12 protein-coding genes and 1 riboswitch are annotated in these 15,577 nt (G+C 73.2%); of the genes, 10 read left to right on the top strand and 2 right to left on the bottom strand.

Annotation, left to right across the window (positions count from 1 at the left end; genetic code table 11):
• Positions 1 to 19: 19 nt before the first annotated feature.
• From ACFWEE_RS12160 to ACFWEE_RS12150, 3 genes are all read left to right on the top strand, one after another.
• Positions 20 to 1,402, top strand: coding sequence for a M16 family metallopeptidase (locus tag ACFWEE_RS12160; protein ID WP_386888578.1), 1,383 nt, complete (start codon positions 20 to 22; stop codon positions 1,400 to 1,402).
• A 212-nt stretch (positions 1,403 to 1,614) separates the two neighbouring features.
• Positions 1,615 to 1,783, top strand: a riboswitch (cyclic di-AMP (ydaO/yuaA leader).
• A 12-nt stretch (positions 1,784 to 1,795) separates the two neighbouring features.
• Positions 1,796 to 2,560, top strand: coding sequence for a M23 family metallopeptidase (locus ACFWEE_RS12155; RefSeq protein ID WP_386888503.1), 765 nt, complete (start codon positions 1,796 to 1,798; stop codon positions 2,558 to 2,560).
• A 274-nt stretch (positions 2,561 to 2,834) separates the two neighbouring features.
• The gene (locus ACFWEE_RS12150) at positions 2,835 to 3,530 is read left to right on the top strand and encodes a GntR family transcriptional regulator (RefSeq protein ID WP_386888502.1); all 696 of its coding nucleotides are present in this window, start codon (positions 2,835 to 2,837) and stop codon (positions 3,528 to 3,530) included.
• Between the two features lie 168 nt (positions 3,531 to 3,698).
• On the opposite strand, the gene ACFWEE_RS12145 is transcribed toward ACFWEE_RS12150, so the two are convergent.
• Positions 3,699 to 3,980, bottom strand: a complete 282-nt coding sequence (locus tag ACFWEE_RS12145) for an HPr family phosphocarrier protein (protein WP_386888501.1) — start codon at positions 3,978 to 3,980, stop codon at positions 3,699 to 3,701.
• A gap of 513 nt (positions 3,981 to 4,493) precedes the next feature.
• Here ACFWEE_RS12145 and ACFWEE_RS12140 point away from each other — a divergent pair.
• From ACFWEE_RS12140 to ACFWEE_RS12110, 7 genes are all read left to right on the top strand, one after another.
• On the top strand, positions 4,494 to 7,454 hold the full coding sequence (locus ACFWEE_RS12140) for a GNAT family N-acetyltransferase (protein ID WP_386888500.1): 2,961 nt from the start codon (positions 4,494 to 4,496) through the stop codon (positions 7,452 to 7,454).
• Between the two features lie 58 nt (positions 7,455 to 7,512).
• On the top strand, positions 7,513 to 8,115 hold the full coding sequence (locus ACFWEE_RS12135) for a DUF5998 family protein (protein WP_386888499.1): 603 nt from the start codon (positions 7,513 to 7,515) through the stop codon (positions 8,113 to 8,115).
• Positions 8,115 to 9,302, top strand: coding sequence for an alkaline phosphatase family protein (locus ACFWEE_RS12130; protein ID WP_386888498.1), 1,188 nt, complete (start codon positions 8,115 to 8,117; stop codon positions 9,300 to 9,302). The genes ACFWEE_RS12135 and ACFWEE_RS12130 overlap by 1 nt, the downstream gene beginning before the upstream one ends.
• A 63-nt stretch (positions 9,303 to 9,365) precedes the next feature.
• On the top strand, positions 9,366 to 10,016 hold the full coding sequence (locus tag ACFWEE_RS12125) for a thymidine kinase (protein WP_386888497.1): 651 nt from the start codon (positions 9,366 to 9,368) through the stop codon (positions 10,014 to 10,016).
• 668 nt (positions 10,017 to 10,684) lie between these two features.
• Positions 10,685 to 11,635, top strand: coding sequence for a sugar ABC transporter substrate-binding protein (locus tag ACFWEE_RS12120; RefSeq protein ID WP_386888496.1), 951 nt, complete (start codon positions 10,685 to 10,687; stop codon positions 11,633 to 11,635).
• A 262-nt stretch (positions 11,636 to 11,897) separates the two neighbouring features.
• On the top strand, positions 11,898 to 13,478 hold the full coding sequence (locus ACFWEE_RS12115; RefSeq protein ID WP_386888577.1) for an MFS transporter: 1,581 nt from the start codon (positions 11,898 to 11,900) through the stop codon (positions 13,476 to 13,478).
• A gap of 149 nt (positions 13,479 to 13,627) precedes the next feature.
• A complete protein-coding gene (locus tag ACFWEE_RS12110; protein ID WP_386888495.1) occupies positions 13,628 to 14,596 on the top strand; it encodes an Lrp/AsnC family transcriptional regulator in 969 nt (322 codons plus the stop codon).
• A gap of 15 nt (positions 14,597 to 14,611) precedes the next feature.
• On the opposite strand, the gene ACFWEE_RS12105 is transcribed toward ACFWEE_RS12110, so the two are convergent.
• Complete coding sequence (locus ACFWEE_RS12105; RefSeq protein ID WP_386888494.1) at positions 14,612 to 15,388, bottom strand: VOC family protein; 777 nt, start codon at positions 15,386 to 15,388, stop codon at positions 14,612 to 14,614.
• Positions 15,389 to 15,577: the final 189 nt, after the last annotated feature.

Here is a 15,577-nt window from a genome sequence, read left to right as displayed (position 1 = left end):
CACCGTGACTGGAGTATCCATGGACTTCCACCCGCAGCCCACCCCGGGTACCGCACGCCCCTGGGCCTTCCCGGCCCCCGAGCGCGGCACCCTGCCCAACGGGCTGACCGTGCTCCGCAGCCACCGCCCCGGCCAGCAGGTCGTCGCGGTCGAGATCCACCTCGAAGCGCCGCTCGACGCCGAGCCCGAGGGCTTGGACGGCGTCGCCACCATCATGGCGCGCGCCCTCTCCGAGGGGACCGACAAGCACAGCGCGGAGGAGTTCGCCGCCGAGCTGGAGCGCTGTGGCGCCACGCTCGACGCGCACGCCGACCACCCGGGCGTCCGGGTCTCGCTGGAGGTGCCCGCCTCCCGGCTGGCCAAGGCGCTCGGACTGGTCGCCGAGGCGCTGCGGGCCCCGGCCTTCGCGGACAGCGAGATCGAGCGGCTGGTGGGCAACCGCCTCGACGAGATCCCGCACGAGCAGGCCAACCCCGCGCGCCGTGCCGCCAAGCAGCTCTCCAAGGAGCTGTTCCCGGCCACCGCCCGGATGTCGCGCCCGCGTCTGGGCACCGAGGACACCGTGCGGCGGATCGACTCCGCCGCCGTGCGCGCCTTCTACGACGCCCACGTCCGCCCCGCCACCGCGGTCGCGGTCGTCGTCGGCGACCTCACCGGCATCGACCTGGACGCCCTGCTCGCCGACACCCTCGGCGACTGGTCGGGCGACGCCGGCAGCCCCCGCCCGGTGGCGCCGATCACCGCGGACGACACCGGCCGCGTGGTCATCGTGAACCGCCCGGGAGCCGTGCAGACGCAGCTGCTCATCGGCCGTATCGGCGCGGACCGGCACGACAGCGTGTGGCCCGCCCAGGTCCTCGGGACGTACTGCCTCGGCGGCACACTCACCTCGCGGCTCGACCGGGTGCTGCGTGAGGAGAAGGGCTACACCTACGGCGTACGCGCCTTCGCCCAGGTGCTCCGTTCCACGGCCGGCGGTGCGGACTCCGGCCCCGCCGGTGCGGCGATGCTGGCCATCAGCGGCTCGGTGGACACCGAGTCCACGGGCCCCGCGCTCGACGACCTCTGGAAGGTCCTGCGGACTCTCGCGGCGGACGGGCTGACCGACGCGGAGCGCGAGACCGCCGTGCAGAACCTCGTGGGGGTGGCCCCGCTCAAGTTCGAGACGGCCGCGTCCGTCGCGGCGACCCTCGCCGACCAGGTCGAGCAGCAGCTGCCCGACGACTTCCAGGCGCACCTGTACGCGCGGCTCGCCGAGACCGGCACCGTCGAGGCGACCGCCGCGGTGGTCAACGCCTTCCCGGTGGACCGGCTGGTGACGATCCTGGTGGGCGACGCGGCGCAGATCGCCGATCCCGTCCGTGCGCTCGGCATCGGCGAGGTGACGGTCGTGAACGGCTGACCGGCCGTCAACCACGGGCCGCGCACGTCCCGGCCGTGACCCCGGTGGGAGAGATCCCGCCGGGGTCGCGGTGTTTGTCCCCTTTGCCATGAAGCATGACTTTCTGCCCTGTGGGATGCGCTACAAAACCCCCTGTCCGTTTGGTGATCGAAAGCGCCGCGGCCTAGCGTCGATCCGGCTGTCCGTCGACTGTGTGCCGCACTCGCGGTGCCGGACAGTCATCGCCGAGTCCCCGTCAGGCGCGAGCCTGGGGAGCCGGGGACCCGTGAAGTCCCTGGGGTGAATCGGGCACCCGCGTCTCGTGAGAGGCGCGAACGCCCGTAGGAGACCTTCCTGCTCCGAACCCGTCAGCTAACCCGGTAGGCGAGAAGGAAGGAAAGGACCCGCTCCTCCATGGCGTTCACCCGTGCCACCGGGACGCATCGCGCCCCGGGCCGTCTGACGCGCTCCACCGCCAGGTTCGCCGGCGTCGCGGCGCTCGCCGCCACCGGCGTCGTCGGCTCGATGGCCTCCCCGGCCCTCGCCGCCGACTCCACCGTCCCGTCGCCCGGTACGACCGGCCTCATCGGGGCCGTGGTGCTCGGCGACTCCATCGCGGACCGGATAGCCGACCAGGCGGCGGCCCAGCAGCGCGGCGCGGAGGCCAGGGCGAAGGCCGCGGCGAAGGCGAAGGCCGAAGCAGCCGCACGGGCGAGGGAGGCACGCGAGGAGAAGGCGCGCGCCGCCCGCGCCGCCGAGCGCGCCCGCCTGAACTCCTTCCACCTGCCCATCGCGGGCTCCTACGTCAGCACCGGCTACCAGTCGAGCGGTTCGCTCTGGTCCTCCGGCAGCCACTCGGGCGTCGACTTCCACGCCGCCACCGGCACCCCCGTCCTCGCCGTGGGCGCGGGGACCGTCGTGGAGGCCGGCTGGGGCGGCGCGTACGGCAACAACATCGTGCTGCGGATGACGGACGGCACGTACACCCAGTACGGCCACCTCTCCTCCCTCGGCGTCTTCGTCGGCCAGCACGTCTCCTCCGGGGAGCGGATCGGCCTCTCCGGCGCCACCGGCAACGCGACCGGCCCGCACCTGCACTTCGAGGCGCGCACCGGCCCGGAGTACGGCACCGACATGGACCCCGTGGCGTATCTGCGGGCCCGCGGCCTCACCGTCTGAGCCCCGCCGCCGCACCGTCCCGGCCCGGTGTACCGCCGCCCGTCCCGCGGTACCGCCGTACGGGAGCGGTCGCGCACCCTCCTGATCGTCCCGACGCCCCGGCCCGTGCCGGGGCTTCGGCATATCACCCGAAACCCCTACGGCCGCCCGCTCCGCAGGCAAAAGATATGTGCGAATTCCGGTACGCCATCGGAAATTCACTCAGATTGCAATAGAGTCACGGTGCAGGCTTCGATCGGCCGCGTTTCGCGGGGATTAAGGCGGAGGTTCGGACATGCGCATTCCCGCGCACTCGGTATGCACGGCAATCCGTGACGACATCGTCTCGGGCGTCTACGAACGCGGCAGCCGCCTCACCGAGGAGCTTCTGGCGCGGCGCTACGGCGTCTCCCGCGTGCCCGTGCGCGAAGCGCTGCGGACCCTGGAGTCGGAGGGGTTCGTGGTCACGCGCCGACACGCCGGCGCCTGCGTCGCGGAACCGACGGAGCAGGAGGCGGCCGACCTCCTGGAGGTGAAGCTCCTGCTGGAACCGCTGGGTGCGGCCCGGGCCGCGCAGCGCCGCACCGAGGCGCACCTCAAGGTCCTGCGCGGACTGGTCAAGCTGGGGCAGGAGCGGGCCCGCCGGGGCGAGGGGGAGGACTTGCGCTCGCTGGGCGGCTGGTTCCACGAGACGCTCGCCCAGGCTTCCGGCAGTCCCGGTCTCATCGCCCTGCTGACCCAGCTCCGGCACAAGATCGCCTGGATGTACGCCGTCGAACAGCCGGTCCGCCCCGTCGAGTCGTGGGCCGAACACGGCGCCCTGGTGGACGCGGTGGCCCGGGGGGACGCGGAGCGGGCCAGGGGTCTGGCCGCCCAGCACGCGGAACGCTCGCTGGCCGCGCACCGGCCGCGGCGCCCGGCGCGGGCGGTGAAGCAGTCCCGGGTGAGCACTTTGCAACATCCCGTAAACACCTCGGGTGCCCGTCATTAACAATCGCGCCGTATACAAATAGCAGAGCGAATTGCAGCCGCTTTCTCGTGCTGTCGGAATTCCAGTCCTCACGGCTGCCCGGGAAATGACTGAGCCGCCCCGTCCATGAGGAGCGGTGCGGCCCGGTCGAGCGGGGAATTCCGTCGCGGAGTCCGGCGGAAGGGGGATTCAGACTGTTTCGGGAAGCTCGTCGAGCCCCTCGGTGACCAGCTTGGCCAGTCGGTCCAGCGCGGCGTCCGCGCCCTCCGCCTCGGAGGCGAGCACGATCTCCTCGCCGCCTTCCACGCCCAGCCCGAGAACCGCGAGCATCGACGCGGCGTTGACCGGGCTGCCGTCGGCCTTGGCGATCGTCACCGGGACCCCGGAGGCCGTGGTGGCGCGGACGAAGATGGAAGCGGGGCGGGCGTGCAGGCCTTCGGCCCATCCGACGTTGACGCGGCGCTCAACCATGGTTCTGCCCTTCGTGAATCTGCGATGTCCTGACCGGTAATTGATTTGTCTAGACCATTGTGTCATGGGGGCGTGGACCTGCGTACCCTCCCGGCGGCGGAGCCGCCCGGTGGGCTTCCCAGCCTGCCCCGGCACCGAATCCGCCGCGACCCGGGCCCCCGGCCGCGCGGATGCCCGTACGGCCCGGGACGCTCACCCCGGACGGCAGTCCCGAGGTCGGCCGAAAGGTGACCGCCCGACCGGTCGAACCATGTCCGTACGGCGGTCGGGCGGTGACCGGACGGTCCGTCGGACGGTGACCGGACGGGTATCCGGCCCCCGGCCGGACGGGCAGCCCGACGGGCAGCGGCGGGGCCTGTCGTACGGGCAGTGGCAGGGCCGGTCGCGCGGGCGGTCGCGGGGACACCGCGCCCGCGGCGGTACGGGCGGGCGGCCGTCCGGACGACGCGCCGAGCGCGCGGGGCGGCCCGCGCGGACCCTTCCCGGAGTGCGGGACCGCCGTAGGCTTTGCCCATGCAGCCCACGCCGGAACAGAGTCCGCATCACGCGTACCCCGACCACTGGGAGGCGGACGTGGTGCTGCGGGACGGCGGCACCGCCCGGATCGGGCCCATCACCCCGGACGACGCCGGACGGCTGGTCAGCTTCTTCGAGCAGGTCTCCGACGAGTCGAAGTTCTACCGCTTCTTCGCCCCCTACCCCCGTCTCTCCGACCGGGACGTCCACCGCTTCACCCACCACGACTACGTCGACCGGGTGGGGCTGGCCGCCACGGTGGGAGGGGAGTTCATCGCCACCGTCCGCTACGACCGGATCGACGACCGGGGCCGGCCCGCATCAGCGCCCGCCGACGAGGCCGAGGTCGCCTTCCTCGTGCAGGACGCCCACCAGGGCCGTGGTGTCGCCTCCGTGCTGCTCGAACACATCGCCGCGGTCGCCAGGGAGCGGGGCATCCGGCGGTTCGCCGCCGAGGTGCTGCCCGCCAACACGAAGATGATCAAGGTCTTCCGGGACGCCGGCTACACCCAGCAGCGGAGCTTCGAGGACGGCGCGGTCCACCTCACGCTCGACATCGAACCCACCGCGGAATCGCTCGCCGTGCAGCGCGCCCGCGAACAGCGCGCCGAAGCCCGCTCCGTCCAGCGGCTGCTGTCCCCCGCCTCGGTGGCCGTGGTCGGCACCGGCCGCGCCCCGGGCGGCGTGGGGCGGACCGTGCTCCGCAACCTCCGGCACTCCGGCTTCACCGGGCGCCTGTACGCCGTCAACCACGCCTTCGCCCCCGATCAGGACAGCGTCGACGGGGCCCCCGCGCACCGCTCGGTGGGCTCCATCGGTGAACCGGTCGACCTCGCGGTCATCGCCGTCCCCGCCGAACGGGTCCCCGAAGCCGTCGCGGACTGCGGGGAGCACGGGGTGCGGGGCCTGGTCGTCCTCTCCGCCGACTACGCCGAGCGGGGAGCCGAGGGCCGCGAGCGCCAGCGCGCACTGCTGCGCCAGGCGCGTTCCTACGGCATGCGGCTCATCGGACCGAACGCCTTCGGCGTCATCAACACCTCCGGCGCCGTCCGGATGAACGCCTCGCTCGCCCCCGAATCGCCCGCGCCCGGCCGCATCGGCCTCTTCACCCAGTCCGGCGCCATCGGCATCGCGCTCCTCTCCGGACTCCACCGGCGCGGCGCCGCGCTCTCCACCTTCATCTCGGCCGGGAACCGCGCCGACATCTCCGGCAACGACTTCCTCCAGTACTGGTTCGACGACCCCGACACCGACGTCGCCCTGCTCTACCTGGAATCAATCGGCAACCCGCGCAAGTTCACCCGGCTCGCCCGCCGCACCGCCGCCGTGAAACCGGTCGTGGTGGTCAAGGGCGCCCGGCACAGCGGCGCCACCCCGCCCGGCCACGCCGTGCCCGTCAGCCGCATCCCCGACGCCACGGTCTCCGCCCTGATGCGGCAGGCGGGCGTGATCCTGGTGGACACGGTGACCGAGATGATCGACGCCGCCCTCCTCCTCGCCGACCAGCCGCTGCCCGCGGGCCCCCGTGTGGCGATCCTCGGCAACTCGGAGTCGCTCGGGCTGCTCACGTACGACGCCTGCCTCACGGAGGGACTGCGGCCCCGGCCGCCCCGGGACCTGACCACGGCGGCCGGGCCCGCGGACTTCCGCGAAGCCCTGGCCGAGGCGCTCGCCGACCCGGCGTGCGACGCGGTGATCGTGACCGCGATCCCCCTGGTCGGGGGAGAGGGCGAGCTGCAGAGCGGCGACGGCGAGGTGCTGGCGGCAGCCCTGCACGAGGCCGTGGCGGCCCGGACCGCCGGACCGGCCAAGCCGGTGGCCGTCGTCCACCTGGAGATCGGCGGACTCGCCCAGGCGCTGGCGGCCACGGCGGGCACCCGCCCGCACGCGGCGTCGCCCGAGGGCGACGGGACCCCCGGCCGCCCTGGACCGGACACGCGCGGGGCGGCGGCTCCGTCCGGTCCGGCGTCCGGTCCGGCAGCGACGCGCCCACCCGCCCGCGACGACGCACCCGCCTCCGCGCCACCGCCCTCCGCCGCCGGACCGGCCGCGGAACCGGGGGTCCACACGCCCGCCCCCACCGGCCGCATCCCCGCCTACCCGGCCGCCGAAAGGGCCGTCCGCGCGCTGAGCGAATCGGTCAAGTACGCCCAGTGGCGCCGCCAGGCCGCCGCGCCGGGCAGGGTGCCCGAATTCCTCGACGACACGATCGACGAGCCCGGCACCGCCGCGCTCATCGACGCGCTGCTCGGCCCGGACCCCGATCCACGCGGCCGGCCGCTCGGCCACGACGAGGCCCGTGAGCTGCTGGGCCGCTACGGCATCGGCGTACGGGCGACGCTCCCCGCCCCCGACGCGGACGCCGCCGTGGCCGCCGCCGCCCAGCTCGGCTGGCCGGTCGCCCTCAAGACCACCGCACCCCATCTGCGCCACCGCGCCGACCTGGGCGGCGTCCGGCTGGACCTCGCCGGGGAGGACGCGCTGCGCCGGGCGTACGGCGAACTCACCGAACTCCTCGGCAAGCCCGCCGAACTCCAGCCCGTCGTGCAGTCCATGGCGCCCCGGGGCGTCGACACCGTGGTGCGGGCCGCGATCGACGCCACCGCCGGAGCCGTGCTCTCCTTCGGTCTCGCGGGCACCCCCTCCGAACTCCTCGGGGACATCGCCCACCGGCTGGTTCCGGCCACCGACCGGGACGCTGCCGAACTGATCCGCTCCATCCGCGCCGCCCCCGTGCTCTTCGGCTGGCGCGGCTCCTCGCCCGTCGACACCCGGGCGCTCGAAGAGCTGCTGCTGAGGGTCTCCCGCCTGGTCGACGACCATCCCGAGGTGGTCTCGGTCACCCTGGAACCCGTCGTGGTGGCCACGCACGGGCTGACCGTCCTCGGCGCGAGCGTGCGGCTCGCCCCGCCTCCCGCGCGGACCGACCTCGGCCCCCGCCGGCTCCCGAACTACTGACCGGCCACCCCTCCCCGTAGCGTCCCCGGCGGTCACCGGGGCCCGTAAGATGGGGGTCATGGCAAAGACCGGTACGACGACCCAGGGGCTGCGCGCGGCGATCGAGCGCAGCGGCTACTACCCGGCCCTCGTGGCCGAGGCGGTGGAGGCCGCCGTCGGCGGGGAGCCGGTCGCCTCGTACCTCGTGCACCAGGAGACGACCTTCGACTCCAACGAGGTCCGGCGCCATGCCACGGTCCTCGTCCTGACGGACACCCGCTTCATCGTCAGCCACACCGACGAGCAGACCTCCGAGACGGAGTCCCCGACGCCGTACGCGACGACCTCCACGGAGTCCGTGCACCTCGGCCGGATCTCGTCCGTCGTGGTGAGCCGTGTCGTGGCCGACCCGGAGAAGTACGTGCCCGGCTCGCTGCCCCGCGAGGTCGTCCTGACCATCGGCTGGGGCGCGGTCTCCCGGATCGACCTGGAGCCGGCCGCCTGCGGCGACCCCGACTGCGACGCCGACCACGGCTACACCGGCAGCTCCACCGCCGACGACCTCAGCCTGCGGGTCAGCGAGGCCGGCGACGGCCCGGACACCGTGCGGCAGACGCTCGCCTTCGCCCAGGCGCTCAGCGAAGCCACCGCGGCGACGGCGGCCACGCCGACCAACCGCTGATGACCCAGCCCGCCTGGCAGGACCCGGTACTCCTCCCTCTCGACACGGCTCCGGTACCCGAGTACGGCACCGGGTCCCTCGCGGATCTGCTGCCGACCCTCGTGGCCGGGCAGGAGGTGCCCGGCTTCACCGCGTCGATCCCGGAGCTCACCCCGGCCGACCGCAACTGCGTCTTCCTGATCGACGGCCTCGGCTGGGAGCAGATCACGGCGCACCCGGACGAGGCACCGTTCCTGCACTCTCTGCTGCCCACCTCGCGCGGCGGCACCGGGCGTCCCATCACCGCGGGCTTCCCCGCCACCACGGCGACCTCCCTCGCCTCGGTCGGTACGGGCCTGCCGCCCGGGAAGCACGGACTGCCCGGGTACACCGTGCGCGATCCGGCCACCGGCGGGCTGATGAACCAGCTCCGCTGGAAGCCCTGGACCTCGCCGAAGGCCTGGCAGCCGTACCCCACCGTCTTCAGCCTCGCCGACGCGGCCGGGGTGCGTACGGCCCAGGTCTCGGCGCCCGACTTCGAGCAGACGCCGCTGACCAAGGTCGCGCTCAGCGGCGGCTCGTTCCTCGGCCGTCTCGCCGGGGAGGAGCGCATGGACGTCGCGGCACAGCGGCTCGCCGCCGGGGACCGCTCGCTGGTCTACACGTACTACAGCGAGGTCGACGGCGCCGGCCACCGCTTCGGCACCGACTCCGACGCCTGGCGCGGGCAGCTGATGTACGTGGACGGACTCGCCCGGCGCCTCGCCGAGCAGCTGCCGCCCCGCTCGGCGCTCTACATCACCGCCGACCACGGCATGATCGACATCCCGTTCGACGAGCAGTCCCGCATCGACTTCGACGAGGACTGGGAGCTGCGCGCGGGCGTCGCCCTGCTGGGCGGCGAAGGCCGCGCGCGCCACGTCTACGCGGTGCCCGGAGCCCAGGCCGACGTCCTGACGGTCTGGCAGGAAGTGCTCGGAGAGCAGTTCTGGGTGGCGAGCCGGGACGAGGCCGTCGCCGCCGGCTGGTTCGGCCCCGAGGTCGACGAGCGCGTGTACGGCCGCATCGGTGACGTGGTCGCCGCCGCCCACGACGACGTGGTGATCACCGCCTCGTCCAACGAGCCCCACGAGTCCATGATGGTCGGGATGCACGGTTCGCTGACCCCGGTCGAGCAGCTCGTCCCCCTCCTCGAAGTCCGCACCTGACGCCGCCGCCCCACCGGCGCGTCCCTCCTTCCCCCCCCCATGTCGAAAGGCGTTCGACCTCTCATGCCCGAGCTTGTGTTCTTCTCCGGAACGATGGACTGCGGGAAGAGCACGCTGGCCCTGCAGATCGGGCACAACCGGTCCGCGCGCGGCCTCCAGGGCGTGATCTTCACCCGTGACGACCGGGCGGGGGAGGGGAAGCTCTCCTCGCGGCTGGGTCTGGTGACGGAGGCCGTCGAGGCCGCCGACGGCATGGACCTCTACGCGTACGTCGTGAACCAGCTGTCCCAGGGCGGCAAGGCGGACTACGTGATCGTGGACGAGGCGCAGTTCCTGGCCCCGCTCCAGATCGACCAGCTGGCCCGGATCGTGGACGACCTGGGGATGGACGTCTACGCCTTCGGCATCACGACGGACTTCCGCACGAAGCTCTTCCCCGGATCGCAGCGCCTGATCGAGCTGGCCGACCGCCTCGAACAGCTCCAGGTCGAAGCGCTCTGCTGGTGCGGTGCCCGCGCCACGCACAACGCCCGCACGGTGGGCGGCGAGATGGTCGTCGAGGGCGAGCAGGTCGTGGTCGGCGACGTCAACCGCCCGGCCAAGGAGGTCGGTTACGAGGTGCTGTGCCGCCGTCACCACCGGCGCCGCGCGACCTCCGCCGCGGCCCACGCGGGCGCGCTGTCGCCGGACGTCCTCCCGGTGAACCAGGCCTGACGGCTCGTCATGACGTGACGGCCCGTCGGCCGGCATCGCGCTCTCCGCGTACCCGGTGATCCCCGGGGTGCCGCTCGGCGCCACCCTGCAGACCTCGCGGGAGGTCGTGCGGGGCGCCGACGCGCTGCCGACGTACGTAGCCTCCGTCCTGGCGGGCGGTGAGCACTTCCGGGACCGGCGCGACCGGCCTGGACAGCCCGCCGGGAGGGACCGTGCGGCCCGGCCGAGGCCGTGACCGCCCCGTCCCGGTCAACGGCTGCCCCGCCGCCTCCGCGCCGGCCGCTGACCCGCTGTCGTCTTCGCGCGGGCCGCCGGCCCCTGCCGCCTCCGCGCCGGCCGCCACCCCGCCCTCCCCGCCGCCTCGGCCTTCACACCTGGTCCGCGCCGGTTCGCGCGACCCCCGTTCCTTGATCCCGTTCCCTGCAACCACACCTTGCGCGCCGCGCGGGGGTTGGCCGGGCAGGACGCGCGTTACGTTGTGCGCCGCCGCCGGACGTCCGGGGCGTCCGAGCGACCGCGCCGGCTCCTCCGGCATGTCCGTACGGCGACCCCGGCATGCCTTCGTCCGGGTGCGTTCGGGCCCTCGGACGGGCCGTTCGCCGACCCGGAACGGCTGCGCGAACCCGTGACCCCTCGTGTGATCCGCCCACCGCAGACAAGGCCGATTCGTGACTTCTTCGCCGCGCAGCGTCCCCGGGCGGCTGGCCGCCGCAGCCGCCCTGATCTCCCTGCTCGCGGGATGTTCCTCGTCCGACGACAGTGCGGGCGGGGACGACGGCTCGACGAAGATCGGCTTCGTCAACGGAGCCGACACCGTCTTCCACACCTGTCTGCAGAAGGCGATGGAACGATCCGCCGAATCCCAGGGCGCCCACCTCGTCGTCGCCAACTCCTCGCAGAACCCGGTCACCGAACTCTCCAACATAGAAGACCTGATCGCGCGGGACGTGGACGAGCTGATCGTGCAGACCGTCGACGTGGACACCCTCGACGTGGACGTGGCCAAGGCGCGGGCGGCCGATATCCCGATCTTCCTCACCTCGGTGACCGCGGAAGACCTCTCGGGGGTCCTCGGCGCCGTGGTCGTGGACCTCGGCCGACTCGGCGCACTCGACGCGGGTTGGGTGGAACAGGACGCGGCGGGGCAGGACGTCAAGGTCGGAGTGATCGCCGGAGCCCCCGGCGCGGCCTCGGATCTGATGGTCGCCGGGTTCGTGCAGGCCCTTCCGGCGAACGCGAAGATGGTCTCGGAGCTTCCGGGGATGTTCGATCCGGCCAAGGCCCGTGAGTCGGCAGGGGACATGATCGAGGCCCATCCCGATCTCGACTACGCCTTCGTGGCGAACGAGGAGATGGCCATGGGCGCCCGGCAGGTTTTCGACGCGGCCGGTGCCCATGTCAAGATCGTCACCGTGAACGGCACCGACGAGGGGCTCAAGGCGGTCAAGGACGGACGGTTCTCCGCCACGGTGGCCAACTCCGCCTCGACCCTTGGTCAGCTGGCGGTACGGAACAGCCTCGGGCTGATGGCGGGAAGCTCCGTGGAGAAGGTCACCTCCGCCCCGATCCTCCTGGTCACCCGGGACAACGTGGACGAGGCACCCGCGTACTGTCCCTGACGGCCCCGGGCGTGACCACGCAGGGGCGCCCGTCCGCCCCTTCTCCCCCCTTCCGGATGCCGAGAATCCGGCGTTCGGGACTCCGCGATGTCGAGAATCCGGCTGCAGGGCCCGCTGACTGGCACCGGTGCGTGCCCTGTCCGCATAGTTCCGTCTGGCATCGAAAGACAGCGGCGGGCACCCCGCCGCGGAGGAGTTCTCCGTGAACAGCACACCCCCGTCCGCCGGCCGCGCACCCGACCGGCGCGCGGCCACCTTGGTCATGGCCTGCATAGGCGTGTTCGTGGCCTATTTCCCGATCACCACCGTGTCGGTGAGCCTCCCCGTCATTCAGGAAGCTCTCGGCGCCTCCACCTCGGACCTCTCGTGGGTCTCGGACGCCTTTGTCCTGCCGGTGGCCGCTCTGATCCTGACGGCCGGAGTCTTCGGCGACGTGCACGGGCGCAAGAAGGTCTTCCAGGCGGGGCTCGCTCTCTGCGCCGCCGGTGCCGCGGTCTCGCTCTGCGCCCAGTCGATCGCCGTGATCTGGGTCGGACAGGCCCTCTCCGGGGCCGGAGCGGCGGCCTTGCTCCCGATGACCCTGGCGCTCATCAGCCACGTCGTCCCCGACCACCGCGAACGCGGCAAGTTCATCGGCCTGTGGACGACCTGCCTCATGGGGGCGCTCGCCGTCGGCCCGCTGATCGCGGGCACGATCACCGCCCACGCCCAGTGGCGGTGGATCTTCCTCCTGCCCGTCCCGCTCGCCCTCGCCGCCATGGCCGCCGGTGCGCGCCTGCTCGAAGAGTCCCGGTCGCCGTACCCCCGCAAGCTCGACTGGCCCGGCCAGATCACCGCAGCCGTGGCCATCACGGCCCTCGTCTACGGGGTCATCGAGGGCGGCGCCACCTCCTTCACCGAGCCGCAGGTCGTCGTCGCCCTGGCGCTCGCGGTGATCGGCGGGACCGCCTTCGTGCTGGCGGAGCGCCGCAGCGACAGCCCGATGCTCGACCTGCGGATCTTCCGCAGCCCGGCCTTCACCGGCTCCACCCTGGTGGTCATGATCAGCTTCCTGGGGCTGATCGGCTTCTTCTTCGTGCTGAGCCTCTACTTCGGCATGGTGCAGCGACTCACGACGCTGGAGGCGGGAACGCGCCTCCTGATGGTCACGATCATGCCGCTCGTCCTGGGCGCCGTCTTCGGCCGGCTCGCCCAGCGGCTCTCGGCCCGGCTCCTGATCGCCGGTGGGCTGCTGATCGCCACGGTGGGGCTCTGCACGCTGACCACCATCGGCATCGACACCTCCTTCGCCTCGCTGGCCTGGCGGCTCGTCCTGCTCGGCACCGGCCTCGGCATCGCCTTCCCCTGCATCACCGCGACCGCCGTGGGCTCCGTACCGCCTCACCAGGCCGGCATGGCGGCGGCGGGCAACAACGCCTTCCGGCAGGTCGGCGCCGCTCTCGGCCCCGCCATCCTGGGAGCGCTGCTGACCACGAAGGCGGTCGGCGCCCTCCCCGGGCACCTGGCCGGACAAGGGCTCACGGGGGCGGCCGGCGAGCGCATCACCGCGGCCGTCGACCACGGCGGCCTGGAGGCCGTCGCCGGGATGCCGCTGGGCGCCGACACGGGGCGTGCCCTGCACGCACTGTCGCTCTCCTTCGTGGACGGCCTCCACCTCTGCCTCGTCGTCTCGGCCGCTCTCATGCTCCTGGGCGCGATCGTCGCGGCCGTCACCCTGCGCCCCCGCGGCGGTGGCGCACCCTCCGCCCCCGCGGCGGGAAGCACCGGCCCCGTCCGGGCCGCCGGCGGATCGGCGCGCACCGGCGCACCGGCCGCCGCGGGCACCGGGCCGGACCACGCCTGACGGACCACCGCGGCCTGCCTCCACCAGCACGTGCCGCACGAGCGGGCATGCTGGTGGGGGCGGGCCGCCGGACGGTCCGCACACGCGCGGACGACGGACGTACGGTCCGCACACGCGCACCGTACGGACCAACGGATCGGAGACGCACGGTGGCCCCGCCCGACGCCCTGGACCTGAAGGTGATGCAGGCCCTCCAACTCGACGGCCGCGCCCCCTTCGTGCAGATCGCCGACGTCCTCGGCGTCTCCGACAAGACCGTCGCCCGCCGCTTCGCCGGACTGCGCCGCGATACCGGTTTCCGGGTGGTCGGGATGACCGACGAGACCAGGCTCGGACGGTCCAGCTGGATCGTGCGGCTGCTCTGCACACCCGATGCCGCCGACTCGCTCGCCACCGCGCTCGCCCGCCGCACCGACACCTTCTACATCAGTCTCATGTCCGGCGGCACCGAGGTCATGTGCGCCATGAGGCCGCGCACCCAGCGGGAACGCGACGAACTCCTGCTCGGGCGGCTGCCACGCACCCCGCGCGTCGTCCAGGTCAGCGCCCACTGCGTACTGAACCAGTTCTACGGCGGCCCGCTGGACTGGCTGAGCAAGATCGACGCACTGACCCCCGAGCAGGAGGACGCCCTGCGGCCCCGGCTCGGGGAGCCCCCCGCCGGGCCCGTGACCCTCGACGCCGTGGACGAGGCGCTGATCGAGGTGCTCCGCAGGGACGGCCGGGCGCCGATGGCCGAACTGCAGAGCAGGACCGGCCAGTCCGAAGCCGTGGTCAAGCGGCGGCTGGAGCGGCTGCGCCGCAGCGGCGCCCTCTACTTCGACGTCGAGTACGACCACGGACCTCTCGGCCACGGCGTGGGAGCCATGCTCTGGCTCACGGTGGCGCCCGCCGATCTGGTCGAGGTGGGAAAGACGCTGGCGGCCCACCCCGAGGTGCGGTTCGCGGCGGCGGTCACCGGTCGTGCGAACATCGTCGCCGCCGTCCAGTGCCGGACCACCCAGGACCTGTACGCCTATCTGACGGACCGTATCGGAGCCACTCCCGGTGTCCAGAACGCCGAGACGGTGCTGACGCTGCGCCAGGTGAAGGTGCTGACGTACGACCCCCGCCGGTGAGCGCCCACCCGCCGGTCAGCTCTCGCCGCTCTTGACGATGGTGAACGCCGCGCCCTCCGGGTCCGAGACCGTCGCCAGCCGCCCGCTCGTGCCCTCGCGCGGCGGCTGGAGGATGTGCCCGCCGAGCTCGACGACCCGGGCAGCCGTCTCGTCGGTGTCCTCGACCTCGAAGTACGTCATCCAGTGCGGCCCCCGGTCGCGCGGCAGGGCGTGCCCGACTCCGTGCAGAGCCGCCACCGGACGGCCGTCCAGGTGCAGGGTCTGGTAGTCGAAGTCGGCCGAGACGACCGCCTGGATCTCGTAACCGAACACCGCCTGGTAGAACTTGGCGACCGAGGACGTCTCGCGGGTGACCAGCTCGTTCCAGACCGGTGTGCCCGGGGTGCCCCAGAGCCGCGCCCCCGCGTGCCGGGCGGCCTGCCAGATGCCGAAGACCGCCCCGTTCGGGTCGGAGGCGATGGCCAGACGGCCCTCCGGGCCCGCGTCGAGGGGGCCGACCGCCACCGTGCCGCCGCAGGACCGGATCGCCTCGGCGGTGGCGTCCGCGTCGTCGGTGGCGAGGTACGTCGTCCAGGCGATCGGCAGATGGCGGTCCGGGGGCAGCTGGCCGATGCCCGCGATCTCCTCGCCCTGGAGCCGGCCGCGCACGTACGGGCCGAGCTGGTCCGGGCCGGGCGTGAACTCCCATCCGAACAGCGCGCCGTAGAAGTCCTGGGTGGCGCTCAGGCCGTGCACGATCAGGCTCACCCAGCAGGGCGTGCCGGGCATGCGCCGGGAGACAGCCTCGGTCATCGTCTTTCTCTCCTCGGACCATCGGTGGCCGTGCGGCAGATCGGGGCCGGTCCGCCGTCCAGGGGTGCGGTACGGCTCACAAAGGCTGTCCCGCAGCCTTCGGCGCCCCCGCCCCGATGCTCGCACCACCGGAGCCCGGAGACGCACCGGCCGCGCCGCGCGATGCGGGTTCACGACGGAACCCGGCCG

Origin of the sequence: Streptomyces sp. NPDC060184, from assembly GCF_042728795.1 — a bacterium.
Classification (GTDB): Bacteria; Actinomycetota; Actinomycetes; order Streptomycetales; family Streptomycetaceae; genus Streptomyces.
This window is presented reverse-complemented; position numbering and strand designations above follow the sequence as displayed.

Coding starts and splice junctions, on each gene's coding strand:
- ACFWEE_RS12160 (WP_386888578.1), top strand. CDS start 20: ATGGACTTCCACCCGCAGCCCACCCCGGGTACCGCACGCCCCTGGGCC.
- ACFWEE_RS12155 (WP_386888503.1), top strand. CDS start 1,796: ATGGCGTTCACCCGTGCCACCGGGACGCATCGCGCCCCGGGCCGTCTG.
- ACFWEE_RS12150 (WP_386888502.1), top strand. CDS start 2,835: ATGCGCATTCCCGCGCACTCGGTATGCACGGCAATCCGTGACGACATC.
- ACFWEE_RS12145 (WP_386888501.1), bottom strand. CDS start 3,980: ATGGTTGAGCGCCGCGTCAACGTCGGATGGGCCGAAGGCCTGCACGCC.
- ACFWEE_RS12140 (WP_386888500.1), top strand. CDS start 4,494: ATGCAGCCCACGCCGGAACAGAGTCCGCATCACGCGTACCCCGACCAC.
- ACFWEE_RS12135 (WP_386888499.1), top strand. CDS start 7,513: ATGGCAAAGACCGGTACGACGACCCAGGGGCTGCGCGCGGCGATCGAG.
- ACFWEE_RS12130 (WP_386888498.1), top strand. CDS start 8,115: ATGACCCAGCCCGCCTGGCAGGACCCGGTACTCCTCCCTCTCGACACG.
- ACFWEE_RS12125 (WP_386888497.1), top strand. CDS start 9,366: ATGCCCGAGCTTGTGTTCTTCTCCGGAACGATGGACTGCGGGAAGAGC.
- ACFWEE_RS12115 (WP_386888577.1), top strand. CDS start 11,898: ATGGCCTGCATAGGCGTGTTCGTGGCCTATTTCCCGATCACCACCGTG.
- ACFWEE_RS12105 (WP_386888494.1), bottom strand. CDS start 15,388: ATGACCGAGGCTGTCTCCCGGCGCATGCCCGGCACGCCCTGCTGGGTG.